Annotated in this window: 25 protein-coding genes; 16 read left to right on the top strand and 9 right to left on the bottom strand. The window is 64.0% G+C overall.

Annotation, left to right across the window (positions count from 1 at the left end):
• Positions 1 to 14 precede the first annotated feature (14 nt).
• Positions 15 to 1,571, bottom strand: a complete 1,557-nt coding sequence (locus tag ACSQ3E_RS27810; protein WP_436125167.1) for an alkaline phosphatase family protein — start codon at positions 1,569 to 1,571, stop codon at positions 15 to 17.
• 231 nt (positions 1,572 to 1,802) lie between these two features.
• Between ACSQ3E_RS27810 and ACSQ3E_RS27805 the strand changes: the two genes are divergently transcribed.
• The 5 genes from ACSQ3E_RS27805 (at position 1,803) to ACSQ3E_RS27785 (ending at position 5,377) form a co-directional block, all read left to right on the top strand.
• A complete protein-coding gene (locus tag ACSQ3E_RS27805; protein ID WP_436125141.1) occupies positions 1,803 to 2,735 on the top strand; it encodes a VOC family protein in 933 nt (310 codons plus the stop codon).
• A gap of 10 nt (positions 2,736 to 2,745) precedes the next feature.
• The gene (locus tag ACSQ3E_RS27800) at positions 2,746 to 3,372 is read left to right on the top strand and encodes an alpha/beta hydrolase (RefSeq protein ID WP_436125140.1); all 627 of its coding nucleotides are present in this window, start codon (positions 2,746 to 2,748) and stop codon (positions 3,370 to 3,372) included.
• The gene (locus ACSQ3E_RS27795; protein WP_436125139.1) at positions 3,369 to 3,668 is read left to right on the top strand and encodes a GNAT family N-acetyltransferase; all 300 of its coding nucleotides are present in this window, start codon (positions 3,369 to 3,371) and stop codon (positions 3,666 to 3,668) included. Before ACSQ3E_RS27800 ends, ACSQ3E_RS27795 begins: the two co-directional genes overlap by 4 nt.
• 335 nt (positions 3,669 to 4,003) lie before the next feature.
• A complete protein-coding gene (locus tag ACSQ3E_RS27790) occupies positions 4,004 to 4,414 on the top strand; it encodes a hypothetical protein (protein WP_436125138.1) in 411 nt (136 codons plus the stop codon).
• Between the two features lie 189 nt (positions 4,415 to 4,603).
• The gene (locus ACSQ3E_RS27785; protein WP_436125137.1) at positions 4,604 to 5,377 is read left to right on the top strand and encodes a glucose 1-dehydrogenase; all 774 of its coding nucleotides are present in this window, start codon (positions 4,604 to 4,606) and stop codon (positions 5,375 to 5,377) included.
• A gap of 1 nt (position 5,378) precedes the next feature.
• Here ACSQ3E_RS27785 and ACSQ3E_RS27780 read toward each other — a convergent pair whose 3' ends face one another.
• Positions 5,379 to 7,463, bottom strand: a complete 2,085-nt coding sequence (locus ACSQ3E_RS27780) for a PAS domain S-box protein (RefSeq protein ID WP_310321581.1) — start codon at positions 7,461 to 7,463, stop codon at positions 5,379 to 5,381.
• Positions 7,464 to 7,591: 128 nt separating this feature from the next.
• Positions 7,592 to 8,371, bottom strand: coding sequence for a response regulator (locus ACSQ3E_RS27775; protein ID WP_436125136.1), 780 nt, complete (start codon positions 8,369 to 8,371; stop codon positions 7,592 to 7,594).
• Positions 8,372 to 8,570: 199 nt separating this feature from the next.
• On the opposite strand from ACSQ3E_RS27775, the gene ACSQ3E_RS27770 reads away from it, so the two are divergent.
• Positions 8,571 to 9,296, top strand: coding sequence for a response regulator transcription factor (locus ACSQ3E_RS27770; protein ID WP_310321585.1), 726 nt, complete (start codon positions 8,571 to 8,573; stop codon positions 9,294 to 9,296).
• A 22-nt stretch (positions 9,297 to 9,318) separates the two neighbouring features.
• Here the strand turns inward: ACSQ3E_RS27770 and ACSQ3E_RS27765 are convergent, their stop codons facing one another.
• Positions 9,319 to 9,483 (bottom strand): hypothetical protein, encoded by a 165-nt coding sequence (locus ACSQ3E_RS27765; RefSeq protein ID WP_310321587.1) that lies wholly within the window; start codon positions 9,481 to 9,483, stop codon positions 9,319 to 9,321.
• Between the two features lie 44 nt (positions 9,484 to 9,527).
• Positions 9,528 to 9,941 (bottom strand): hypothetical protein, encoded by a 414-nt coding sequence (locus tag ACSQ3E_RS27760; RefSeq protein ID WP_436125135.1) that lies wholly within the window; start codon positions 9,939 to 9,941, stop codon positions 9,528 to 9,530.
• A gap of 301 nt (positions 9,942 to 10,242) precedes the next feature.
• Between ACSQ3E_RS27760 and ACSQ3E_RS27755 the strand changes: the two genes are divergently transcribed.
• Positions 10,243 to 10,704 (top strand): L,D-transpeptidase, encoded by a 462-nt coding sequence (locus tag ACSQ3E_RS27755; protein ID WP_310321591.1) that lies wholly within the window; start codon positions 10,243 to 10,245, stop codon positions 10,702 to 10,704.
• A 38-nt stretch (positions 10,705 to 10,742) separates the two neighbouring features.
• Here ACSQ3E_RS27755 and fcl read toward each other — a convergent pair whose 3' ends face one another.
• The 3 genes from fcl to ACSQ3E_RS27740 all read right to left on the bottom strand — a co-directional run bounded on the left by fcl (position 10,743) and on the right by ACSQ3E_RS27740 (position 13,290).
• Positions 10,743 to 11,687 (bottom strand): GDP-L-fucose synthase, encoded by a 945-nt coding sequence (gene fcl / locus ACSQ3E_RS27750; RefSeq protein ID WP_436125134.1) that lies wholly within the window; start codon positions 11,685 to 11,687, stop codon positions 10,743 to 10,745.
• Complete coding sequence (gmd, locus tag ACSQ3E_RS27745; protein ID WP_310321596.1) at positions 11,680 to 12,771, bottom strand: GDP-mannose 4,6-dehydratase; 1,092 nt, start codon at positions 12,769 to 12,771, stop codon at positions 11,680 to 11,682. The genes fcl and gmd overlap by 8 nt, the downstream gene beginning before the upstream one ends.
• A gap of 222 nt (positions 12,772 to 12,993) precedes the next feature.
• Complete coding sequence (locus ACSQ3E_RS27740; RefSeq protein WP_310321597.1) at positions 12,994 to 13,290, bottom strand: hypothetical protein; 297 nt, start codon at positions 13,288 to 13,290, stop codon at positions 12,994 to 12,996.
• A gap of 80 nt (positions 13,291 to 13,370) precedes the next feature.
• Between ACSQ3E_RS27740 and ACSQ3E_RS27735 the strand changes: the two genes are divergently transcribed.
• The 9 genes from ACSQ3E_RS27735 (at position 13,371) to ACSQ3E_RS27695 (ending at position 23,881) form a co-directional block, all read left to right on the top strand.
• Positions 13,371 to 15,197, top strand: coding sequence for an ABC transporter permease (locus ACSQ3E_RS27735; protein ID WP_436125166.1), 1,827 nt, complete (start codon positions 13,371 to 13,373; stop codon positions 15,195 to 15,197).
• 1 nt (position 15,198) lies between these two features.
• Positions 15,199 to 16,329: an ABC transporter ATP-binding protein gene (locus tag ACSQ3E_RS27730; RefSeq protein ID WP_310321601.1), complete on the top strand. Its 1,131-nt coding sequence runs from the start codon at positions 15,199 to 15,201 to the stop codon at positions 16,327 to 16,329.
• 98 nt (positions 16,330 to 16,427) lie between these two features.
• Positions 16,428 to 17,555 carry an ABC transporter substrate-binding protein gene (locus ACSQ3E_RS27725; protein ID WP_436125133.1) on the top strand — a complete coding sequence of 376 codons (1,128 nt, stop codon included), beginning with the start codon at positions 16,428 to 16,430 and terminating at the stop codon, positions 17,553 to 17,555.
• A gap of 66 nt (positions 17,556 to 17,621) precedes the next feature.
• The gene (locus tag ACSQ3E_RS27720) at positions 17,622 to 18,764 is read left to right on the top strand and encodes an ABC transporter substrate-binding protein (protein WP_436125132.1); all 1,143 of its coding nucleotides are present in this window, start codon (positions 17,622 to 17,624) and stop codon (positions 18,762 to 18,764) included.
• 78 nt (positions 18,765 to 18,842) lie between these two features.
• Positions 18,843 to 19,649 carry an HAD family hydrolase gene (locus ACSQ3E_RS27715; RefSeq protein ID WP_436125131.1) on the top strand — a complete coding sequence of 269 codons (807 nt, stop codon included), beginning with the start codon at positions 18,843 to 18,845 and terminating at the stop codon, positions 19,647 to 19,649.
• Positions 19,646 to 20,500: an inositol monophosphatase family protein gene (locus tag ACSQ3E_RS27710; protein WP_436125130.1), complete on the top strand. Its 855-nt coding sequence runs from the start codon at positions 19,646 to 19,648 to the stop codon at positions 20,498 to 20,500. Before ACSQ3E_RS27715 ends, ACSQ3E_RS27710 begins: the two co-directional genes overlap by 4 nt.
• A gap of 139 nt (positions 20,501 to 20,639) precedes the next feature.
• On the top strand, positions 20,640 to 21,464 hold the full coding sequence (locus ACSQ3E_RS27705) for an inositol monophosphatase family protein (protein ID WP_436125129.1): 825 nt from the start codon (positions 20,640 to 20,642) through the stop codon (positions 21,462 to 21,464).
• Positions 21,465 to 21,500: 36 nt separating this feature from the next.
• Complete coding sequence (locus tag ACSQ3E_RS27700) at positions 21,501 to 22,133, top strand: dual specificity protein phosphatase family protein (protein ID WP_436125128.1); 633 nt, start codon at positions 21,501 to 21,503, stop codon at positions 22,131 to 22,133.
• Positions 22,134 to 22,162: 29 nt separating this feature from the next.
• On the top strand, positions 22,163 to 23,881 hold the full coding sequence (locus ACSQ3E_RS27695) for a metallophosphoesterase family protein (protein ID WP_436125127.1): 1,719 nt from the start codon (positions 22,163 to 22,165) through the stop codon (positions 23,879 to 23,881).
• Here ACSQ3E_RS27695 and ACSQ3E_RS27690 read toward each other — a convergent pair.
• Positions 23,839 to 24,876, bottom strand: a complete 1,038-nt coding sequence (locus tag ACSQ3E_RS27690; protein WP_436125126.1) for a LacI family DNA-binding transcriptional regulator — start codon at positions 24,874 to 24,876, stop codon at positions 23,839 to 23,841. The two genes, ACSQ3E_RS27695 and ACSQ3E_RS27690, sit on opposite strands and share 43 nt — an antisense overlap.
• Positions 24,877 to 24,907 lie beyond the last annotated feature (31 nt).

Here is a 24,907-nt window from a genome sequence, read left to right as displayed (position 1 = left end):
TTCCTGGAATTGCTCTAGGGCAGGCGCAAGAAATGGCCGGTTGGACCATTCTCCGCCAGCTCCGACAGCGCCAGTGACTGGTCGAGGTGCCTGGCGCGCCAGGCGAGCAGCCTTTCGGCAAATTCGAGCCGCACGGCCAGCCACGCCGGATCGTTGGCGAGGTTGCGCGTTTCGCCGGGATCGTTGGTCAGGTCGTAGAGCAGGGGCGGCAGGCCGCCGCCGAAATGCACGTATTTGACCGTCTCGGTGCGGATGACCGACAGGTTGAGCTGCCGCGAGCCGGTGCCGAAGTAAGCCTCCGTGGTGCCGTCGGCGACCGAGCGGAAATCGTATTCCCAATGGGCGGCATCGCGCCAGACGGCCGGCTCTTCGCCGTCGAGGAAGGGTTTTAGCGACTGGCCGTCGAGATGAGGCTCTGCTGCGCCGCCGATCAGCTCGAGCAACGTCGGCATGATGTCGACGGCAGCAGTGAAGCTGTCGACGGTGCTGCCCGCCGCCCGCTCGTGGCCGGGAGCCTTGACGATGAGCGGAATGTGGTAGGAGCCGTCGAACCAGCCGCCCTTGCCGAGCATGTGGTGGTCGCCCATCATCTCGGCGTGGTCGGAGGTCAGGATGACGATCGTGCCGTCCCAGTCGCCCTTGTCCTTGATGCCCTGCCAGATGCGGCCGAGCTGGGAATCGACCTCCGAGATCATGCCGTAATAGAGTGCGCGGATCTTGCGGAACTCTTCCTCGCTCCAGTCGCCGACCTTGCCCGGGGCACCGGGGATGAAGCTCGACTTACCCTGGTGGCGCTCGAGGTGGTAGGCGAGGAAGGGGTGGCTCGCCTTCTCCGCCTCGAGGCTTGGCGCACGTGCATAGGCCGGGCCTTCGGCCGGGTCGTACATGGTGTTGAACGGCGCGGGCACGATGAAGGGCGGGTGCGGGCTGAGGAAGGAGACATGGGCGAACCATGGCTCGCCTTTGTCCTGCTCGCCGAGCCAGCGCAGGAATTCGCCGGTGAGGAAGGCGGCAGGCGTTTCGTCCTTCGAATAGACGGGAACCGCATTGCTGACTTCCTGAGCATCGGCATTGGCCGGGCGATGGATATCCGGGAAGCCGGCGCTGGAATCGATGCCGCGCGCGGCGAGCCAGGACAGCCAGCCCTTCTGGTGCTCGGGCAAGAGCTGGCGCGTGGTGAAGCCGGGCAGGACACCTTCATAGGTGCGCAGGAACGGGTCGCCGGGCGCGCGGTTGCGTGGATCGGGCGAGACGTCAGTGTAGCCGAACAATGTCGGGTCGTAGCCGACGCGGCGCGCGGCGCGGGCGATGTTGTCGTGGCGGTCGTCGAGCGGCGTGCCATTGCGGCAGACGCGGTTGTTCATCTGGTAGAGGCCGGTGTAGAGGCAGGCGCGCGCCGGCGAACAGGGGGCTGCTCCGGCATAATGGCGCGAAAACAGCACACCCTCGCGCGCCAGCGCATCCGAGTTTGGCGTCTTCACCACGGGATGGCCGACCGCCGACAGGCTGTCGCCACGCCACTGGTCGCACGTGATGAGAAGAATGTTCTGCCGTCTGCCGGTGCCTGCCAAGCTCGCCCCCTGGAACTGAAATCGCGGGCCAAGGAAGCCGGATTCACCGATGTGCGCAAGCGTCTTTGCCGTCGCAGCGGTCAGGCCAGAAAGTGTGAACGAATTCACTTTCATTGTTCACTTTTTGAATACGGACCATTCTGTGACCGGCCACTATCCGCTCCCAATCGATGCGCCCATATTCGCCCCAACAGAGCGGCAGGGGCCGCAGCATGCGAAAGGAGCAAGACGATGCTCAACCAGATCAAGGGCCTGCACCACGTTACCTCGATGGCCAGCGATGCGGCCGAGAACAACCAGTTCTTCACCCACAAGCTCGGCCTGCGCCGGGTCAAGAAGACCGTCAATTTCGACGCGCCCGACGTCTACCACCTCTATTATGCCGATGAGCTGGGCACGCCCGGTTCTGTCATGACCTATTTCCCGTTCCACAACATCGGCAAGGGCCGCCCCGGCGTCGGCGAGGTCGGCACCACTGTGTTCTCCGTTCCCGAGGGCACGTTGCCTTTCTGGGAAAAGCGCTTTGCCGAGCAGGGCGTGGCTGGATTGTCTCGTGACGAGCAGTTCGGCGAGAAGCGCCTGAGCTTCGCCGGGCCCGACGGCGATGGTTTCGCTCTTGTCGAGGCCAAGGGCGATACCCGCGCACCCTGGATCAAGGGCGGCGTCGGCAATGACGAGGCCATCCGCGGCTTTCACTCGGCTACGCTCAGGCTGCGTGATGGCGGAGCGACCGAGGAGCTCTTGAAGTTCATGGGCTATGAGGCCGTCGACACGTCTGGCAACATCAAGCGGCTGGCGGTCAAGGACGGCAATGGCGCCGACTTCATCGACATCGAGACGTTGCCAGGGGCATCCTTCGCCGGTCTCGGCGCGGGTTCGGTGCACCACATCGCCTTCGCGGTGGAGAATCGGGAAAAGCAGCTCGAGGTGCGCAAGGCGCTGATGGAGACGGGCTACCAGGTGACGCCTGTCATCGACCGCGATTATTTCTGGGCAATCTACTTCCGCACGCCGGGCGGCGTGTTGTTCGAGATCGCGACAAACGAGCCTGGCTTCGACCGCGACGAGGACACTGCCCATCTCGGCGAGGCGTTGAAGCTGCCGTCGCAGCATGCGCATCTGCGGGACTATCTGGAAAACAACCTGCAGCCGCTGAGCGACTGAGGAGAGACCGATGAGCAAGGATAGCTACATCCACAAGCTGCTGCCGGGGGAACCCGGCAGCCCGCTGATTTTCGCCTTCCACGGTACCGGCGGCGACGAGAACCAGTTTTTGGGCTTTGCCCGCGAGCTGGTGCCGGGGGCGACCGTTGTGTCGCCCCGCGGCGACGTGTCCGAAATGGGGGCGGCGCGCTTCTTCCGCCGCACCGGTGAGGGCGTCTACGACATGGACGATCTCATCAGGGCAACCAGCAAGATGGCTGGTTTCGTCAAGGCGCATATTGCGGCGGCAAAGCCGTCGCAGGTGCTGGCGCTCGGCTATTCCAACGGCGCCAACATCCTGGCCTCGGTGCTGTTTGCCGAGCCCGCTTTGTTCGACGCGGTTGCGCTGATGCATCCGCTGATCCCGTTTGCGCCTGAGGTGAAGGGCAGCCTTGCCGGCCGGCAAGTGCTTGTCACCGCCGGGCGGCGAGATCCGATCTGTCCGCCGGAACTTACGACCCGGCTCGACGCCTATTTGCGGCAAGCCGGCGCCGATGTCAGTCTCGAATGGCATGACGGCGGCCATGAGGTACGGCCCAACGAAATCGAAGCGGTGAAAAGCCTTTTCGCCAGCGCGACAAAAGGAGCGGCAGCATGACTGAAGAACTGGCGGCGATCGAACGCGAGGACCGCGGCAGCAAGGGGCGCTATGTCATACGCGGCGCCGACGGGGCCGAGGCTGAGATGACCTACAGCAATGTCAGCGAGACGCTGTTCATCATCGACCACACCGAGGTGCCCGACGCATTTCGCGGCCAGGGCGCCGGCCTGAGGCTGGTGACGCGGGCGGTCGAGGACGCGCGTGCTGAGGGCAAGAAGATCATCCCGCTCTGCCCGTTTGCCGCGGCGCAATTCCGTCGCCATCCCGAATGGGCCGACGTGCTCAACAGCTGACATTGGCCGCCGTTGCCGGGCTCAGGCCGGCAGCATGGTTGATGATTTGAAAGGCCGGTGCAGGCGACTGCATCGGCCTTTCGTTATTTTCGTATGTGCCTGAATTTCAGGCAGGCTGTTACAAAGGCGATTTTGGCTGTTTCTCGAATTGGTACAGCCGTCAGGCGGAAATGACTGAAATGACGACTGATTATGCCCGATTAGACAGAAATACTGACCGTTTATGACGTTTATCGGTTGTTGCATTAGGTGTCACTGATCAGCATCGGTGTGTTACAAAGCGCGGTTACATTCATATCAACAGGGGAATGAAATTTAACGAAAAGAGCTTCCCAATGTCCGGTTCCACCCAGCTTTCCGAGTTCGACCACAAGTTCCAGCCGCGTTCGCATATCTACCGCCGCCCGCGCCTTGCCATTCGCCAGCGTGCCAACGAGCACCCGATGGCCATGTTTTCGATTTTCGTGATTGCCTCGCTGTCGTCGATGGCCCTGGCGCCGACCAGCGGCCCGGCCTTTGCCTCGATGGGTTCCGGGCTCGGTGCGATCCAGGGTACGCACACCACCGCCAAGACCGACCGGCTGCCGCTGTCCGAGACCGATATCGCCTGCCGTGGGCAGGCCTGGGGTGCGGAAAGCAAGACCTGCGTCGAGACCATCGCCAAGGAAACCGGCATGCGCGAGGCCCGCAAGGTCAGGCTGATCGCCAGCGCCGAGCCGGTCCGCACCACGCCCAACATTTTCTGACGTTTCGGCGCTCCGAGCGCCGCCACTATCCCCGCGCCTGCACACAGATCCTCCAGCGCGTACCTCCCCCGCGGCTTCGGCTGCGGGGGCTTTTTTTGTTCTGATGCGAGCGTCTTGTTAGTCCCTCAGGACGATGCAGGGCCGATCTTCACCGCGCGACCATGAGTTCCTCATGCAGGGGGATCAGCGATGGGCCGCGTCGAAGGAAAAGTTGCGATCGTGACCGGTGCCGCGTCGGGCATGGGGGAGGCGAGCGCCAGGCTTTTGGCGCGCCACGGTGCGGCCGTCGTCGTCAGCGACCTGCAGGCCGACAAGGGCCGCCAGGTCGCCGAAGCCATCCGGATCGCTGGCGGTCGCAGCCTCTATGCCGAACATGACGTGACTTCTGAAGCTGGCTGGCAGGGCGTGATGGCAAAGACGCTCGAGGCGTTCGGCGGGCTCCACATCCTGGTCAATAATGCCGGCGTAGGTGCTCCCTTCGGCAGCGTCGAAGATCTCAGCCTCGACGACTGGCGCAAGGTGATGGCCGTCAACATGGAAGGCGTGTTCCTCGGCACCAAATGCGGCATCGAGGCGATGCGAAAGACCGGCAAGGGTGGGTCGATCGTCAACTTTTCGTCGACGATGGGCATCGTCGGCAGCCCGTCGACCGCAGCCTATGTCGCGAGCAAGGGTGGGGTGAAGCTGTTCACCAAGTCAGCGGCGTTGCATTGCGCCAAGGAGCGCTACGGCATCCGCGTCAACTCGATCTGTCCGGGCTGGATCCGTACGCCGATGTCGTCGGGCGCGCTCGACAAGCTTGCGGCCAGCGGCGCGGGCAACAAGGCGGTCGAGCTGACACCGCTCGGCCGGGTCGGCGAACCCGACGACGTCGCCTATGGCGTGCTCTATCTCGCCTCGGACGAGTCTGGCTTCGTGACCGGCACCGAACTCGTCATCGACGGCGGCTACACGGCCCAGTGAGTCATGCGCCGTCGGCGACCTGTTCGCTGACCGCGCTCAAGGCGCTGCGGACGTCGAAGGTGCTGAACGGCTTTTCCAGAATGTGCGGCTTGAGGTTGGGCGGCAGCTGCTCGAGTTCGGCCTTGGCGCCGATCAGGTCGCCGGTGACGAGCACGAAGCGTGGCGCCATCTCGGGCTGTGTCGTGACGATCTCGCGGAAGATGGTGATGCCGCTGCGGTCGGGCATGCGCAGGTCGGAAAAGATGATGTCGGGCTGGTCGGCAAGCGCTTCCGAGACCGAATCCCAGGTCGAGACGATGCGTGACTTGACGCCCATCAGTTCGAGAATGTCGGCCAGCGAGGCGGCAACATCGGGCTCGTCGTCGATGATGACAGCATTGCGCAGTCCGCTCGACTTCGGCGTCGCTTCCAATATCGTGCCGTGGCCGTCGCCCATCGGCGGCAGTTCAACGATGAAACGCGCGCCCGTCGGCGCCACCGGTTCGAACCAGACCTTACCGTTGTGGCGGTCGACGATGGCCTTCGAGATCGACAGGCCAATGCCGGTGCCGACACCGACCGGCTTGGTGGTGAAGTAGGATTCGAAGATGCGGTCGCGGATCGCCTCGGCGATGCCGGGCCCGGAGTCCTCGACCGAGAAGCCGGCGCTGCCGTCGGCATTGCGGAAGGTCCTGACCCGAATGACGCGATCGCCGGGCGCCGCGGCCAGCGCATGCTGGCTGTTGACCAGGAAGTTTGCCGCGACCTGGGTCATGTGATCGGCATCGGCCATGACGCTCAGCGTGCCTGCTGCAAGCTCGGTGGTGATGCTGATGCCGCTGGAGCGGGCGCCATAGGCAGTGACTTCGAGGGCGGCGCGGATGACCTGGTTGAGGTCGGTTTCTGCGCGCGAGGTCGGGTGCAGGCGGACCATGCCGAGGAAGCTCTTGACGATGCGGCCACAGCGTTCAGCGGCGGCCCGCACCTTTTCGGCGCGGATCTTGGTCTGCGGGTCGTTGGCGAACTCGTGCAGCAGCGTCGATTGCGCCACCACCACGGCGAGCGGATTGTTGAGCTCGTGCGAGACGCCGGCGAGCAGCGAGCCCATGGCCGCCATCTTTTCGTTCTGGTGCAGCTTTTCGCGCTGGCGGTTGATCTCTTCTTCGGCGCGGTGCTTTTCCCTGAGGTCGCGGATCGAGCCGAGGACGAGCCGCCGGTCGGCAAGCCGCATCTCGTTGGCGGTGAGCTCGATCGGGATGATCTCGCCTGACGCGTTCTGGGTCACTGTCTCGAGGCGGTGGCCGACCATCGGCGAACCGCGCCCGGCCAAATATTCGGCGCCGTTGTTGTAGCCCTTGCGGTAGTAGGTGGGGATCACCGTGTCGAGCAGGTCCTTGCCCAGGATCTCGTCTCGGGTCCAGCCAAACATCTTTTCGGCCGCCGGGTTGAACTCGATGATCGAGCCCGTCTCGTCGACCACCATGATGGCGTCGAGCGACGCCTGCAGCATGGTGCGGCGGATGATCTCGCTGACATGATACTCCGACAGCGAACGCTCGATGGCATCGCCAAGGGCTGCAGCTATGATTTCGAGCGCTGCGATCTCGTCGTCGTTCCAGTGGCGCTCGACGACGCAGTCGTTGACGGCGAGCGTGCCCCAGAGATGGCCATGCGCCGACACCGACACCGACAGGAACGACTTGATGTGCTGCTTTTCGAAGTCATTGCGCAGGAAGCCGCTGAGGTCACGGGTCAGGCCGGTGAAGATCTTGCCCTGGCGGCCTTCCTCGGCAAGGCGTTCGAGCAGCGGGTCGGAATCGACAAGTGTCTGGTTGATCGTCGTCGGTGGTGCTGCAATGGCGTCGATCTTGGGGTCGACCCAGAAGGCGGCGATCGACTGCGCGAAACCCTGGCCGGGCACGTCGCGCAGCCGAAACAGGATGGTGCGATGACCGCCAAAGCCAGTGGCAAGGCTGCGCAGGATCGTGTCGATCTCGATCTGCCAATCCTGGGCAGCACGCAGGCGGCGTACGATCTGCCCGGCCACGATGGTTGGGCTCGGCGTGCCCGACGGGTTGTCGGTGCGTGAGACTGTCAACAATGTCATCGCGGTTCCTGGCGGGGCCGGAGGCTTTGGAGCGCCGTGCGTCCAATCGGACGCACGAAGGACGCTCCAGTTTCTGATTCTGCGCATCGTGCTTTGCGAAAATCGAGTCCGATCTTCGGGCCGATGCGCTAGTAGCCTTCGCTGCCGGGCAAGGAGAAGATGTAGCCTTCGCCACGCACGGTGCGCAGAAATTTCGGGTTCGCCGGATCGTCTTCGATCTTTTTCCTGAGTCGCATGATGCGAATGTCGACGGCGCGCGAGGATTCGGGGTCTTCGGCAAAGCCGATGGCCTCGGAGATGGTGGTTCGGCTGAGCAGCCGGTTGGGCCGCGTCAGGAAGACCTCAAGCATGTCGAATTCGCTCTTGGCGAGGTCGATGATGGCGCCGCTGCTGCCGGTGACGAGGCGGCCGTCGAGGTCGGCCTGGAACGGTCCGAAGGCGATGGTGCGGCGTGGCGGCTGGGCGGCCAGCAGCGACTGCCTGTAGCTTTCAGGCTGCGGCACGCGCCGGATGACCGAGCGCACGCGGGCCAGCAGCTCGCGCAGTTCGTAGGGCTTGACCATGTAGTCGTCGGCGCCGATCTCGAGGCCGACGATGCGGTCGAGCGCGGTGCCCGCGGCAGTGGCGTAGATGATGCCGATCGGCATCTTCGCCCGCAGCCAGCGGCCGAGCGACAGCCCGTCTTCGCCGGGCATGGCGATGTCCAGGATGGCAAGCTGGAATTGTTCGGTTTCGATGAGGGTGCGCAGGGCAGCGGCACTCTCGACAGCAGTCACGTCGAAGCCGTTCGCGCCGAGATACTCGGCAACGGCATCCCTCAGGTCGGGCTCATCTTCGACGATGACAATCCGAGCGCGCAGTTTAGTCTCGCCTCCGCTACCGGCGGAAAGTAGATTGGGTATAAACATGATGTCCAGCGATCATTTCGGATGGGCAGTTGCCAATGGCGTCCTGCCTCGTTAGGGGCGATTTTGGGCTAGGGGCGAGGCGACTGGGGACCCATCCCCGGCCGAGCGCGTCCCTGGGCATTTTCTTGCCACGGCATGCACCGCGCAGTCCGCGCCGGCATGCAATGGTCGCACTGAGGCTGACGATGCGGGGTGGAACGTGGCTGGAAGATCGGTCGTAGCGCTTATCGCCATCGCGGAGGTCATCGCCTCCGACCTGACCGATCATCTCGAACGGCGCGGCCACGACGTGCGCTGCGCCAAGCGGCTGTGGGAGGCCGAGCCGCTGCTGTCGGCGAAAGGCATCGATGTCGTCGTGGTCGGCGACGGCGTGACGCCGGCCGAGGGGCGCGACCTGCTGCGCCGTTTCGGTGGCGAGGGCGGTCCCGACTTCGTGTTGATCTGCCGGCCCGGCGAACTCGTCGACAAGGTGCTGGCGCTCGAACTTGGCGCCGCCGATGTCGTGGAGAGCCCCCTCAATGTGAGGGAGCTCGCCGCGCGCATCGGCGGCCTCCTCGCGCGCCGGGGACGCGGCACGCAGGAATTGGTGGTGCTGGAGAATTCGACGGTCGACCTGCGCTCCGCACTCGTCATGCACAGCACCGGCGAGGAGGAGCAGCTGTCGCCTGGCCAGATCGCGCTGCTCAAGCTGTTCCTGTCGCAGCCGAGGCGCGTGCTGACGCGCGACGACATCATGGCGGCGGCGCCGGCTGAGAGTGCCGACGCATTCGACCGCTCGATCGACTCGCGCATCGTGCGCCTGCGCCGCAAGCTCGACACCGAGAGCATCACGACGATCCGGGGTTCGGGTTATCGTTTCGATCCCCCGACAAGGACGGCCGGCCAGGAGGCCGGCACAACCACTCCAACCGAAAATCCGAGCTGATGACGCCGAACTGACCAAAATGTCAGCGTGCCGGAGCAACGACCGCCGGCGCGGCCATCTCGACAATCGCCATCTCTTCGGCATGGGCCCTGTCCTTGAGGAGCACGCTCGCCACGCCAGCGAAGCCAAGCAGGCCCTGGGCATAGAGCAGTGCCGAAAGCACCGATGCTGCGAATTGTCTCTTCATTGCAGTGGCCCCGTTTCCGTTTCAGGGGGTTCAACCAAATGCGGCTACCGAGATACCCGCGCCGCCTGACCTGCCGTGGACGGCGCGGGTATCCTGTCCTCGCTGCGAGTGACGCGCGAGGTTCTGCTCACCCAGGCCAGGCACCCACGCCCATGGACCCGGCCGATGTGCAGAGTTGCGACGAACAAGGCTGCTGCGAAGAAGATGGCGGCGGAGGCCACCGGCGTCATGTCCAGCACCGGTGGCAATTCAGCTGCCATGGCGTTGCCCGGATTGGCCAGAAAGCCGATTCCTGACAGAATCGCCGTAGCGACGCCCACCCGCAGGAACCATCTTGCAGCCAACCGTTTCGCGCTCATCCAACCTTCGCAACGTTCGTTTCGTCGTGGCTGAATGTGCCGGCCGGCTGTATCGGGAAGATGCCGCCGGATGGCTTTTAGTGCTTCCGAATGTTTCAAGCACGTTGCGAGACCGGCAGGCGCTTGCGCTGCGCTTTCAGCGGCATAATGCGCCGATGCAGCAAGGGATTCATAAGGGTGTGGCTGCCTGGAGGCATTGTTTCAGGTCAATTCGCGTGGATTTGGGACGGTTACAACCCCGGAGACACGGCTGCAGCGAAACCAAATCCAGTAATCTGGAAACGAATATGAAACGGAAAGAATAGCTAAACGAAATTTGTCTGAAACACGACACTGGCAAAAAGACGTCCATTCCGAAATGCATTTTTACTGCCGGCGCGGCCGGCTCAAGGGGGACGTCATGAATTCCGAACTGAAGAAGCGCATCATCAACATTGCCGCCATTGCGATGACCGGCGCGGCACTGCTGCTGGCAGCAGGCCAGGGCAGCGCATTTGCGGCAAGCAAGATCGTGGCGCGGGTGTCGATCAGCCAGCAGCGCATGCATGTCATCATCGACGGCCGCTCGGCCTTCGTCTGGAAGGTGTCGACGGCTGGCCGCGGCTACGTCACGCCGAAGGGGTCTTACAAGCCGACCCGCATGCACGAGATGTGGTACTCGAAGAAGTACGACAACGCGCCGATGCCGCATTCGGTGTTCTTCAACGGCGGCTATGCGGTGCATGCGACCAACCACATCAGCCGCCTCGGCCGTCCGGCCTCGCATGGATGCGTGCGCCTGCACCCCGACAATGCGGCCGACTTCTACCAGCTGGTCCAGGCCAACGGCCCCTCCAACACCAGCATCCAGATCGTCAAGTAGGCGGACGCGCCAGCCGAGGCCGGCGCGTCCGGTTTTAGCTAAAGCGCGTTTTTGACGAACCAGTCGTAGGTCGATCGGATGCCATTTTCGAGTTCGATGCGCGGCTGCCAGCCGAGATGGGCGAGCTTGTCGCCGCTCATCAGCTTGCGCGGCGTGCCGTCCGGCTTGGACGTGTCGAGGGCGATGCGGCCCTCGAAGCCGACGACACGCGCCACGGTTTCCGCCAGTTCGAGAATGGTCACGTCGCTGCCGGAACCGACATTGACGTGCTGGTCGCCGGAATAGGACTTGAGCAGGAATACCATGGCGTCGGCCGCGTCGTCGACGTGCAAGAATTCGCGGCGCGGCGTGCCGCTGCCCCAGATCGTCAGCTCGGACGCGCCAGATCGCTTAGCCTCATGCGCCTTGCGGATCAGCGCCGGCAGGACATGGCTGGACGTCAGGTCGAAATTGTCGCCCGGGCCGTAGAGATTGGTCGGCATTGCCGAGATGAAGTCGACGCCATGCTGCTTGCGATAAGCCTCGGCAAGCTTGAGGCCGGCGATCTTGGCGATGGCGTACCACTCGTTTGTCGGCTCGAGCGCGCCGGTAAGCAGCGAATCCTCCGATATCGGTTGGGCCGCGAACTTCGGATAGATACAGCTCGAACCGAGGAACAGCAGCTTCTCCACGCCGACCTTGTGTGAAGCGTGGATGACGTTGGTCTCGATGGCGAGGTTCTCGTAGAGAAATTCGGCAGGGTAGGTGGCGTTCGCCAGGATGCCGCCGACCTTGGCCGCAGCAAGCAGCACGGCCTGGGGACGGGTCTCGCCCAACCAGGCCTCGACCTCGGCCTGTCGGGTTAGGTCGACAATGTCGCGCCCGGCAGTGATGACTTCGCAGTCTTCCTGCGCCAGGCGGCGCACCAAGGCTGTGCCGACCATGCCGCGGTGTCCGGCGACCCAGACGCGCTTGCCGGCAAGCGGGTAGAGAACATCAGCCATTCGTCCGCTCACTGGTTCTTGCCAGCGCGCGACGGTCCTCGCGCACCATCTCGGCCACCAGCTGGTCGAAGCTGGTGTTGTGGTGCCAGCCGAGCGCCTTGCGCGCCTTGGAGGCGTCGCCGAGCAGGTAATCGACTTCGGTGGGGCGGAAATAGCGCGGGTCGATCTCGACGAGAACGCGGCCGGTGGCGCTGTCGATGCCGGTCTCGCCAACGCTCTCGCCACGCCATTCAATGTTGGTGCCGATCTCGGCGAAGGCCTTTTCGACAAAGGAGCGGATCTTGTGGGCCTCGCCGGTGGCGAGCACGTAATCGTCGGGCTTGTCCTGCTGCAGCATCATCCACATGCCGAGCGCGTAGTCGCGGGCATGACCCCAGTCGCGACGGGCATCGAGATTGCCGAGATAGAGCCGATCCTGGATGCCGGCCTCGATGGCGGCCACGGCGCGGCTGATCTTGCGGGTGACGAAGGTTTCGCCGCGCAACGGGCTTTCGTGGTTGAACAGGATGCCGTTGGAAGCGTGGATGCCATAGGCCTCGCGGTAGTTGGCAACGATCCAGTAGGCGTAGAGCTTGGCGGCCGCATAGGGCGAACGTGGAGCGAAGCCCGAGGTCTCGTTCTGCGGCGCCGGTATGTTGCCATAGAGCTCGGACGTCGAGGCCTGATAGAAGCGCGTCTTGCCGACGAGGCCGAGCAGGCGGATCGCCTCCAGCAGCCTGAGCGGGCCGAGCGCGTCTGAGTTGGCGGTGTATTCAGGCGTTTCGAAGCTGACCTGGACGTGCGACTGAGCGCCGAGATTGTAGATCTCGTCGGGCTGCGTTTCCTGCACGATGCGGATCAGGTTGGTGGCGTCGGTGAGGTCGCCGTGATGCAGGATCAGCCTGGGGTCGGCGACATGCGGGTCCTCGTAGAGATGCTCGATGCGGCCAGTGTTGAAGGACGACGAGCGGCGCTTGATGCCGTGGACGACGTAACCCTTTGAGATCAGGATCTCGGCAAGATAGGCGCCGTCCTGTCCGGTCACACCGGTGATCAGCGCTACCTTGCCGTTTTTTGCTGGCGCTGATTTCTGCTCGTTCGACATTCCCGATTCCTTGCGGTTCTTACGTGCGGCGCACCCTAGAGATGTTGAGTGCACCGCGAAAGAGGCGCCGTTCGGATCGCGCGCCGAGAGTGCTTTCTCGTTGATTTTGGCAGGTTTCTACGGGGTCTCATTTTGTGCATTGCACGGCAGTGCATATTCGCGGCTGGTATGAACCATCTCATTGGGGCTGGTTGAAGCCAATGCTCATAAAATATGGCAGTTTCAGACAAAATCATATGATTTGCACGCCTGTGCAACTTTCTGCATATTCTGGATTGACACGAACGTGCCGCCGATGGAATGAATATGCCAACAGGCACGGGAATGTGCCGCACCGCCTGGAGGCGGCGGTGGTGTCGGAAGCAGGGCGGGTGAGGGGTGTCCGGGCGGCTCAGGCCGCATGGGCGCAAGGTCCGCTTCAAGGCACCCAACGGAGGAGAATTCATGCTCGTGCCATCGCATGTTGGCCATGCCGTGCATCTGCGCCGGATCGTTTCCGGTGGCGAGTGCAGCAGTCATGACGGAATCTGCCAGCGGAGCTTTGCCTCGTGAGCGGCCAGTCGCAGAGCTCGGTTCAGACGGTGGCGAAGCCCACGGTCGTGAACCAAAGGACGGTGGCGGCGCGGCTGTTGCCGACCCGCTCGCAGCGCCTGCGCTACCGGACGAAGGTGGCTCTGCGCGAGCCGACGACGATCATCGGCGTTCTGGCCGCGGCCTTGTTTGCCTATCTCATTGTCGTGCCGATCATCTCGATGTTGTCGGACGCCATGCGAGTGCAGTTCGGCGACGAGCGCCGCATCAAGCAGGATGTCGGCGAGCTGACCTGGTACTATATCGACCGCGTCTTCCTCTCGCGGATCTCGCACGACCTGTTCTGGGAGCCGTTGGTTAACACGCTGAGCGTGGCGGCTGGCGCGATCACGCTGTCGATGCTTGTCGGCGGCACGCTCGCCTGGCTGCTCAGCCGCACCGACATGTTCGGCCGCCGCTGGTTCGCGACAGCTCTCATAGTGCCCTACATGCTGCCGGCTTGGACCTTCGCGCTCGCCTGGACGACCTTGTTCAAGAACCGCACCGTCGGCGGCCAGCCCGGCTGGCTGGAATCGATCGGCTTTTCGCCACCCGACTGGCTGTCCTACGGCCAGCTGCCGGTGACCATCATCCTGGCGCTGCACTATTCGCCCTTCGTCATCCTGCTGTTCGGCAACGCGCTGCGCCGCTTCGACTCGCAGCTCGAGGACTCGGCCCGCATTCTCGGCGCCAGCAGGCTGACGGTTGCCAGCAAGATCATCATGCCGCTGATGCGCCCGTCGCTGATGTCGGCGATGGTGCTGATCTTCGCCAAGTGCCTTGGCGAGTTCGGCGTGCCCTATGTGCTCGGCCTGCCGGTCAATTTCGACGTGTTGGCGACCTCGCTCTACCAGAACATCTCGTCGCGCCAGGTCGGCGTGGGTGCCGTTCTGGCCGGTGCGATCATGCTGATCGGCATCATCACCATCACCATCGATGCCCGGCTGATGCGGGAAGCACGCCGCTTCGTCACCATCGGCTCCAAGGGCTCGATGAATCGGCTGAGCCCGCTCGGCATCCTGCGCATGCCGGCAACCGGCTTTGCCGCGCTGATGTTCCTGCTCAGCGTCGGCTTGCCGATCGGAACGCTGTTCCTGTCGACGATCATGCGGGTGCCCGGCCAGTTCAACCTCGACAATTTCACGCTCGACTACTGGATCGGCACCAACCTCAACACGGTGGCGTTGCAGACCGGTATCCTGTTGAGCCCCGATTTGTGGAACGCGGCCTGGAACAGCCTGCGCATCGTCGGCGTGGCCTCGATCACCTCGGGCATCCTCGGTCTGCTGGTCGGCTATGTCGTGGCGCGTACTCAGGTGAAGCCGCTTGGCACGTTCCTGCGCCAGGTGACGTTCCTGCCTTACCTGGTGCCGGGCATCGCCTTTGCCGCAGCCTATCTCTCGCTGTTTGCCGTGCCGCGCGGGCCGATCCCCGCACTTTACGGTACGACACTGATCCTGATGCTGGCGCTGATTGCCGACCAGATGCCTTATGCCTCGCGCGCCGGTATTGCTGCGATGACGCAGCTTGGCAAGGAGCCCGAGGAGGCGGCGCAGATCGCCGGCGCCGGCTGGTTCCGCCGCATGATCTCGATCGTCATCCCGATCCAGAAGGGGTCGCTGACGACGGGCATCCTGTTGCCCTTCATCTCGGGCATCAAGGGGCTCAGCCTGTTCGTCGTGCTGGCGGTGCCGTCGACCGACGTGCTGACCACCTATTCGCTCCGGCTCGTCGACTACCACTACACGCAGGCCGCCAACGCCGTCGTGCTGATCATCGCCGGCCTCGCCTATTTCGGCGCGCTGCTCGGCCAGAAGCTGACCAAGACCAATCTCGCGCAAGGACTGGGGAACTGACATGCCGAAGATCAACCTGAGCGGCGTCGAGAAGAACTATGGCGGCAACTCCGCCAATGCGGTGGCCGATCTCGACCTCGAAATCGGCGATGGCGAGTTCATGTGCCTGCTGGGGCCATCCGGCTGCGGCAAGACCACGACTTTGCGCATGATCGCCGGACTGGAGCATCTGACGGCAGGCGAAATCCGGGTCGGGCCGCGCGTCGTCGACTCCGTCGTCGAGGGTGTGTTCATCCCGCCGGAAAAGCGCGAGATGGGGCTGGTGTTCCAGAGCTACGCGCTGTGGCCGCATCTGACCATCGAGCGCAACACCGACTTCGGCCTTAGGTTGCGCAAGATGCCCAAGGCCGAGCGCGAGCAGCGTGTCGACCAGGTGATGAAGACGCTCGGCATCGAGAAGTACCGTGATCGCTATCCCTCGCAGCTGTCGGGCGGCCAGCAGCAGCGCGTGGCACTGGCCCGCATGCTGGCGGTCAACCCGGAAGTGCTGCTGCTCGACGAGCCGCTGTCCAATCTCGATGCCGCACTCAGGCTCGAGATGCGCGCCGAGCTCAAGCGCCTGCATGCCGAGTTCAAGACGACGATCGTGTTCGTCACCCACGACCAGTGGGAGGCGATGACGCTCGCCACCACCATTGCGGTGATGAGCGAAGGCCAGCTTCAGCAGGTCGGCACGCCCAACGACATTTACGACAGGCCCGCCAACCGCTTCGTGGCGCAGTTTGTCGGCAACCCGCCGATCAACATCGTCGAGCTGGGCGATGGCAGGTCGGAGATGTCGCGGCTCGCCAATGCCTATCTCGGCGCACGTTTCGCCGAGCTGCGCGATGCCGGCTCGGTCGGCATCAGGCCTGAGGCTCTCAGGCTGGCCGACGCCGAGCGCGGCGTAGCCGACGGTGCCATTGCTGGCGAGGCCGAGGTGACCGGCATCCTGCCAACCGGCGGCAGCTGGATCATCGAGCTGACCGCATCGGGTGAAAAGCTGTTCTTGACCACGCACCAGTCGCCCGAGGTCGAGGTCGGCGAGGCCGTGACCTGGTGGGCCAAATCCAAGGCGCTGCACGTCTTCGACAAGGCGGGCCAGCGCATGGAGATGGCGGACAGGTTGATGCGGCCGGCGAAGCTGCATTGAAGAGATTCCCTTGGGGCGGTGGAGGACTGCCCCTTGGGAAGCAGGACTATCGGGAACGAGACGGCCGGCATTGCGCCGGCCTGAAAAGGGAGGAGAGAATGAGCAGAGCTTTCACCATGAAACGGCTCCTGGCGGCGACAGCGCTTGGCGTCGTTGCCGGCCTGTTTACAGGCGCCGCGCAGGCAGAGGAGTTCGACCTCAACGCGCTGATCGAGGCGGCGAAGAAGGAACCGCCGATCAACGTCTATTCGAGCACCGGCAAGATCGTGAAGCAGGCCGAGGCGTTCACCAAGAAGTATGGCGTGCAGGCGACAGGCACCAAGGCCAACGCCGCCGCCCAGCTGGAAATGGTGATCCGCGAGGGCCAGGCCAAGAATGTGCAGGGCGACGTCATCCAGATCAGCGACGTGCCCGCCGGCGTGGCGCAGCTGGTGCCGCAGGGCTTCGTCGAGAGCTGGCTGCCGCCGGATCTCGCCGCCAAGATCCCGGCGCAATACCAGAACCCGCTGACCGTCTCCAACGAGGCCAACGTCTTTGCCTACAACACCCAGCTCAACGAAAGCTGCCCGGTGAAGAACATCTGGGAGCTGACGGAGGCCAAGTGGAAGGGCAAGCTCGCCATGCAGGACCCGCTCAACAAGGCGTCCTATGTCGACTGGTTCAACCAGATGGCGACCAATGCCGACGACAAGGTGGCTGCCGCCTACAAGGAGTATTACGGCAAGGATCTTGAAGCGGGTGAGGACGGCGCCACCGGCGCCTGGGTCAAGGCGCTCGCCGCCAACGGCCCGCTGCTCACTGACGCTGACGAGGCGGCGGCACAGGCGGTCGGCGCGCCCGACCAGAAGGAACAGTTCATCGGCCTTATCAGCTCTGCCAAGTTCCGCAACAACCAGGATGTCGGCTCCAAGCTCGGCCTGTGCAAGGATCTGAAGCCTTTCGCCGGTTGGATGTATCCGAGCCTCGGCTTCATCGCCAAGGGCACCGACAGCCCGAACGCGTCCAAGCTGTTCATCCACTATCTGATGACCGAGGAGGGCATCGCCCCGCAGGCGGCCGACGGCAAGATGTCGACCAACAGCGACGCCAAGCTGCCTGACGACGAACCCTCGGGCATCGGCAAGGTGCTGGACCAGATCTTCCCCTACGATTCGGCGTCGGCCCAGAGCGACTGGGACGCGCGCCAGGATTGGCAGGACCTCTGGCGCATCAACTACAAGAAATAGCGCTTGCACTGCCGCGCCCGGCACTGACGCCGGGCGCGTTTCAGCCGGATTTTTGGGGAGGAAACGATGAAACCGGCATTTGGAACGAGCAGGAAGTTTGCACTCGCAACGACGGCGCTGGCCGGACTGATGACAGCTATGGTGATGGCGTCGGCTCCGGCGCGGGCGGAAGCTTTCGACCTCAACGCGCTGGTCGAGGCGGCGAAGAAGGAGGCGCCGATCAACATCTATGACAGCACCGGCAAGATCGTCGAAATGGCCGAGAACTTCACCGCCAAATACGGGGTGAAGGCGACTGGCATCAAAGTGTCGGCCAGCGCGCAGCTCGAGATGATCGTGCGCGAGGGCCAGGCTAAGAACGTCAAGGGTGACGTCGTGCTGATCACCGATGCGCCGGCTGGGCTGGCGCAGCTTTTGCCGCAGAAATTCGTCGAGAGCTACCTGCCGCCAGACATGGCCGACAAGATTCCGGCCAAGTTCCAGAACCCGTTGGCGATCACCACCAATGCCGCTGTCTGGGCCTACAACACCGAGGCCTACAGTGCCTGCCCGGTGAAGAACATCTGGGAGCTCACCGATCCCAAATGGAAGGGCAAGGTCGCCTTCTACGACCCGCTGTCGAAAGGCACCTACCCGGATTGGTTCAACCAGACGGCGACGCATGACGACGACAAGATGAAGGCTGCCTACAAGGCGCATTTCGGCAAAGACATCGAGGTCGGCGAAGACAGCGCCACGGCCGCCTGGGTCAAGGGTTTTGCCGGCAATTCGCCGCTGCTTGCCGACGCCGACGATGCGATCTCGGAAGCCGTAGGCGCGCCCGGCCAGAAGGAGCCGTTCTTTGGCCTGATGAGTTCGGCCAAGTTCCGCGACAATGCCGACAAGGGCTTCAAGCTCGGGCTCTGTGAAGGGCTCGATCCCTGGCCGGGCTGGACCTATGTCAAGCTCGGGCTGATCGCGACCGGCACCAAGAGCCCGAACGCGGCCAAGCTGTTCATCCACTATATCCTGACCGAGGAAGGCATCGCGCCGCAGGTGAAGGACGGCAAGCTGCCGACCAACCCTGATATCGGCCTGCCCGCCGACGAGCCCTCGGGCATCGGCAAGGTGCTGGGCAGGCTGCAGCAATACGACGCCTCGACGGCACTCGAAGACTGGGATGCGCGCCAGGATTGGCAGGACCTCTGGCGCGTCGCCTACAAGAAATAGCTTTCCGGTGGACTGGGGCGGAGCCCTTCTCCTTCGGCTCCGCCCACTTTTTTCCACCGGGCGACATGGAGATTTTGAATGACCGGAACCTCGGCGAGGAAACTCGCGGCTCCCAAGGCGTTGTTGCTCGACTTCGGCGGCGTCATCGTGTCGACGACGCATCTGCCGGGTTGGAGGGAGCGACTGGCCTTGCATGTGCATGGCCTGCTCGTCCAGGCCGGCGCGCAAGCATCGGAGCTGTCGGTCGAGCAGTTCACCGCTGACATCAAGGCGGGTGGTATCGCCGACTCGCACTGGAAGGATGCGATGTCGCGGCCGCTGTCGCCGCGCGAACTCAGGCACGAGGAATTCTGGGGCGATTTCGTCGCCGGCGACTGGCCGCAGCAGGCGCGGGATGTCGTCGTGAGCGAGGCCTATGACCTCTGCCGCAAGATGGGCAACTGGAAGAGCGAACGTGTGCTGCGCACCGGCATGCTCGACCTGCTCGACGCGGCGGATGCGGCAGGCGTACCGGTTGGCATCGTCAGCAACGCACTGTGTGGCCAGGTGCATATCGATTTCCTCGACGCGCACGGGCTGACCGGGCGCTTCGCCGTCGTCATCCACAGCGACGAGGTCAAGCTGCGCAAGCCGAACCCCGAGATGATCTGGCTGGCGACGCGGGCGCTCGGCATCGAGCCCGAAGCAGCCTGGTATGTCGGCGACAATTTCGACCGCGACGTGCTGTGCGGCAAACGTGCCGGCATCGGCGGCAACATCCTGATGGAAGCCAAGGGCACCTATGATCTGCCCTATGATTTGAAGCTCAAGCCGGACGCCATCGTTGCCGATCCGGTCGGTTTGCTCGGCCTCTTCCAAAAAGCCACGCGCGGGATCGCGGCATGACTGATATCGAGGAATCCAGGCGCCTGCGCGCCGTCGCCGAACAGGCGTCGCAGCTCATGCGCGAGCCTCTGCTGGCGGCATTCCGGTCGAACATCGCAGTCGACTACAAGGTCGACCTGCACGACGTGGTGACCAAACACGACAAGGAATCGGAAGTGGCGATCCGCGCCTTCATCCTGGGTGAGGTGCCTGACTCGGTCGTCGTTGGCGAGGAGGCTGGCGAGAGCGGAGCTGGCCGGGTGCGCTGGTATGTCGATCCGATCGACGGTACCTCCAACTTCGCCCGCGGCTTTGCCTTCTGGTGTATCTCGGTTGGCGCGGCGATCGACGGCGAGGTCGTCGCCGGCGCTGTCTACGACCCTGTCGCCGACAAGCTGTTTTCGGCCGACCTGACCGGTGCCTGGCTGAATGGCGAGCCGTTGCGCTCGCGCGCCATCGCAGACGAGCGGCACGCGACGCTGATCACGGGCTATCCCGTGGCCCGCGATTTCAGGCGCGATGGGCAGGAGCAGACGCTGGCCAATTTCGGCGAGCTGGTCGAGACCTTCTCGACGCTGCGGCGGCCGGGTAGCGGAGCGCTCAGCCTGTGCCATGTCGCGGCCGGCTGGGTCGATGCTTCGGCCGGATTTGGCAGCAACCCGTGGGACGTGGCGGCGGCGGTGCTCATCCTCAGGCAGGCCGGCGGCAGCTATTATCCGCTGACCCTCGGCAAGGTTGATGCCGGCGTGCCTGACTTCATGTGCCCCGGCTATGTCGCGCTGGGCGAGGGTGCCGACTATCCGACGCTGATGCGGGTGGCGCGACGCATCTCTGACGGTCGCGATGCGGCACGGGCACGAGATGCGGCATGACGGAACGCGTGTGCATCCGCACGAGATCGTCGGCAACACGAGCTTCGTCGAGTTACAGAAACACTATTCAACTTAATGCGTTGACGATTTTGCACAGCTGTGCAATTTGAGGTCAACTGTACCACAGGCGGCATTGAAAATGACGGTTCACGCAACAGCCACCGAAGCCACTGCAGAAACCGGCATCGACCGGCGCGCAGCATTCTGCCGCGACATCGCGCGTTCGGCGGGTGCGGTGGCGCTTGACGGGTTCACCAACCGCGTGGCTGGCTTTGACATGAAGGGGCCGCAAGACTTCCTGACCGAGACGGACGCCGCGGTCGAGCGGCATCTCAAGGCACGCATCGCCGAAGCGTTCCCCGAGGACGGTTTCCTCGGCGAGGAAGGCGGCGGGGCGATCAAGTCGGATATCTGGGTCGTCGATCCGATCGACGGTACAGCGAATTTTGCCCGCGACATTCCGCATTTCTGCATTTCGATCGCCTTCGTCAGCAATGGCGAGACCGAGATCGGTGCGATCTACAACCCGGTGCTGGACGAGCTGTATTTCGCCCGTCGCGGGCACGGCGGAACCCGCAACGGCAAGCCGTTGTCGGTTGCCAGGACGCGCGATTTCAACGCCGCTTGCGTCGAGTTCGGCTGGTCGAACCGCAAGACCAACACGCGTTATCTCGAAGTGCTGTCCAACATCCTCGAGCGTGGCGCCAATGTGCGCCGTGGCGCTTCGGGTGCGCTGGGTCTTGCCTACGTCGCCGACGGCCGCTCGGATGCCTATGCCGAGCTGCACATGCACGCCTGGGACTGCCTGGCCGGGCTTTTGATGGTCAAGGAGGCTGGTGGCGTCGTCGCTCCATTCCTGTCGGTGAGCGGCCTGACCAAGGGCGGGGCGGTGCTGGCTGCGGCGCCCGGCGTGGCGCTCGGCATGAGCGAGGCGACCGGCATCGCTCTCGAAGCCGGCAAGTGAATTTTTCCAGACACCATCCAGCATCAAGGCCCCCACATGGACCTCAATAGCCCGCGATATGAGCGCCCGGCGCTCAGCCTGATCGAACGCGACATCGCCGGCTATGGCATCGACATCTATGTCGGCGGCATGGATGGTGCTGGCGACCTCGAGCTGCTCAAGCAAAAGAACATCACCACCGTGGTGAATTGCGCCGTAAATCTCGACTTCAACTACGCCACCGAGCCGTTCGGCGAGGGCGAGGCGGCTGACGCCATCTACGGCGTCGGTGCGGTGCGCTACTACAAGCTCGGCCTGATCGATGGTCACGGCAACCCCGAGACCATGATGTTGTCGGGCTTCTATCTACTGCGTGGTGCGCTGAGCCAGGTGCTGCCGAAGAAGGCGACCTACAAGCGGCGCGAGAAAGGCAATGTGCTGGTCAACTGCCGTGGCGGCCGCAGCCGCTCGGTGTCGCTGGTGGCGCTGTTCCTGCATGTCGAAATGCCCGAGAAATTCCCGACGCTCGACGCAGCCCTCGACCATGTGCGCACGCAGCGCGAGTTGCGCCGCGATGAATGGCACGAGGCGCCCAAGCCGATGCTGGTCGAGGCAGCGCGCAAGGCGGCGCAGTGGATCGCCATGATCGACAAGGGCTTGCCCGCGCCGGCCCTGGCTTACAAGGACTGACGGCGAGGCCGTCTCGCAGCGAGAATGAAATGAAGATTGCCGTCATCGCCGACCCGCATTTCCACGACATCAACTACCGGCAAGGTGTGGGTGTCGGCGACGGGGTGGCGATCCGGACGCTCGCCGATACGGCGGCGTCGACGCGCGTGTTCAACGAGAGTTACCACGCGACCCGCGCATTGCTCGACGACATCGTGCGACGCGGTATCTCGCTGGTCGTCGTCGCCGGCGACCTGACCGACGACGGCCAGCAATCGACCATGGCCGCGGCAACCGCGTTGCTCGACGACTACTCTAGGCGCTTCGGCCTGCGCTTCGTCGCGACGCCCGGCAATCACGACCTCTATGCCATCGATGGCCGGCATCAGAGCAAACGCTTCCTCAATGCCGACGGCTCGCACACGCTGGTGACGAGCGATCCTGCAATGGGGCAGGGGGATTCCGTCGAGCGCATCGTCTCCGATGAGATGTATTGCGGCGGCTACGGCACGGCCATCCCGGCGCTGGGGGCGTTTGGCTTTTTCAGGCGTGACGGCGACCTGCACTGGGAGTGCCCGTTCGGGACCGATGACAGGCTGGAGGCGCGGACCTTCGAGATCGTTTCCGCCGACGGGCAGACCGTCAGGCGCATGATCGATGCCTCTTTCCTTGTCGAACCCGTCGAAGGGCTGTGGTTGCTGTCGATCGACGCCAATGTCTTCGAGCCGCGTAATGGCGACCTCGATCCGACGCTGGAAAAGAGCTACCTCGACAGCACCGATGCCGGCTGGAATTCGATGCTGCGCAACAAGGGCTTCGTGCTCGACTGGATGGCAGATGTCGCGGCCCGGGCCAAGGCGTCGGGCAAGCGGTTGATCGCCTTTTCGCACTATCCGATCATTGACCCGCTCAACGGCACCTCGACTGATGAAGCCAAGCTGCTCAACGACACCAGCTTCCTGCGTCGCACGCCCAATCCCGAGGTGTCCAGGGTCGCGGCCGCGAGCGGTATCAAGATCCATTTCAGCGGCCACCTGCATATCAACGACACGGCTGTGTTCCGCGACGGCGACGATTTCCTCGTCAACATCGCGGTGCCGTCGATGGTCGGCTTTCCGCCAGCCTACAAGATCGTCGACATCGGCGGCGCACAGCTCGACGTCGAGACTGTGACCATCGCCGATGTGCCGGGGTACGACGCGGCGTTTCCTTACTACCGCATCGAGGAGGCGAGGGACGGCGTCTCGGCCGCTGTCACAGAAGCGGCCAGCCATACCGACTTCCTCAGCCGACACCTCGCCGAGATGGTGCGCCACCGCTACCTGCCCAAGGAATGGCCGCAGGATCTGGCTCGTCTCGTGCCACAACTTTCGCTTGGTGACCTGGATGCCTTTGCCGCCACGTCTCGCCCGCTCACCGTCGAGGATGCAGGCGTCATCATCGGGCGCGAGCAAAATGGCGCGTTGGCCGCGCTGCCGTTCTTCGAGGTGGTCGTCGACTGGTACCGGCTGCGCAAGGGCAGGGAGATCGCGCTCGACTTCATCGATGCCAACCGCATCGCCGCCTACCGCCAGACGGCGCAGCGATATGCCGCCGGTTCATGGCCCAGGGGCAGCCTGCAGGATCGCCTCGGCTCGTTCATGCGCATGATGATGGACTGGCTCGACAGCCAGCCGTCGCGCGATTTTTCCATCAACCTCACCACCGGTGAGATCGAGCGCGACGATCACTTGGGCCGTACCGTTCGGCGCCAGACCGGAGCTGCGTGAAAGCAGACGCGGCCACCACTGACGGCGCCCGGGCCGTTGACAACGTCCGGATTGTCGCTGTCGAGCAATGTCGTGATGTGTTCGGCGATCTGGGCGATCGGCTGGCGGAAGGTCGTCAGCTGATAGGAGGCCCATCCGGCCTGCTCGATGTCGTCGAAGCCGACGACGCAGAGCTCCTCAGGCACGTTCATGCCGAATTCGACACGCGCCGCATCCATGAAGCCGCAGGCAAGCAGGTCGGTGACGCAGAAGGCGGCGTCGGGGCGCTCCGAGCCGCTGAGCAGCAGGCGCCCGGCCTCGAAGCCGGCACCGTAGCCTGTCGGGCCGGCGCGGGTGATGGTGACGCCGAGACCCGCTTCGCGCGCCGCCTCTTCGAAGCCGCGCTCGCGGGCGACGAGGCTGGGCGTTCCGGCCTGCGAGGAGACGACTGCGATGCGGCGGCAGCCGGCGCGGTGCAGCATGTGGAAGGCTTCGCGGGCAGCGACGGTGTTGTCGACGGTGATGCTTTCGGGGCCGTCGAGGTGGTCGTCGCGGTTGATCAGGATGACGTGCTGGCCGCTGTTGATGCAGGTGTTGATCAGCGACGCGGGCGGCGTGCCCGATAACACGACGGTGGCATTGGCGCGGTAGTTGAGCGTCTGGCGCAGTGCTGCCTCGACGCTGTCGCTGTCGCCCGAGGTGTTGATGACCATGGCGACGCGGTTGATCGCCTGCAGGCGCCGCGTGATCGCGTCGAGCAGGCGCGAATGGTAGGGCGTGTTGATGTCGGCGCCGATCAGGCAGACGATGCCGCTGTCTTCGTGGATCAGGCTGCGGGCGAGGTGGTTGACGTGGTAGCCGAGCTGTTCGGCTGCTTCGAGCACCTTCTTGCGGGTGGTCTCGGAAACGCTGGCGCCGTCGGTAAAGGTGCGCGATACCGCCGAGCGCGACACGCCGGCCAGTTCAGCGACCTGCTGTGCGCTGACGAATGACCTGCCCGGCTTCATTTCGGACATTGCACAGCTCCAGTTTGGCCACGCGGTGAAC

This window comes from Aminobacter sp. LjRoot7, from assembly GCF_964252895.1.
In the GTDB taxonomy this organism is placed as follows: domain Bacteria; phylum Pseudomonadota; class Alphaproteobacteria; order Rhizobiales; family Rhizobiaceae; genus Aminobacter; species Aminobacter aminovorans_B.
This window is presented reverse-complemented; position numbering and strand designations above follow the sequence as displayed.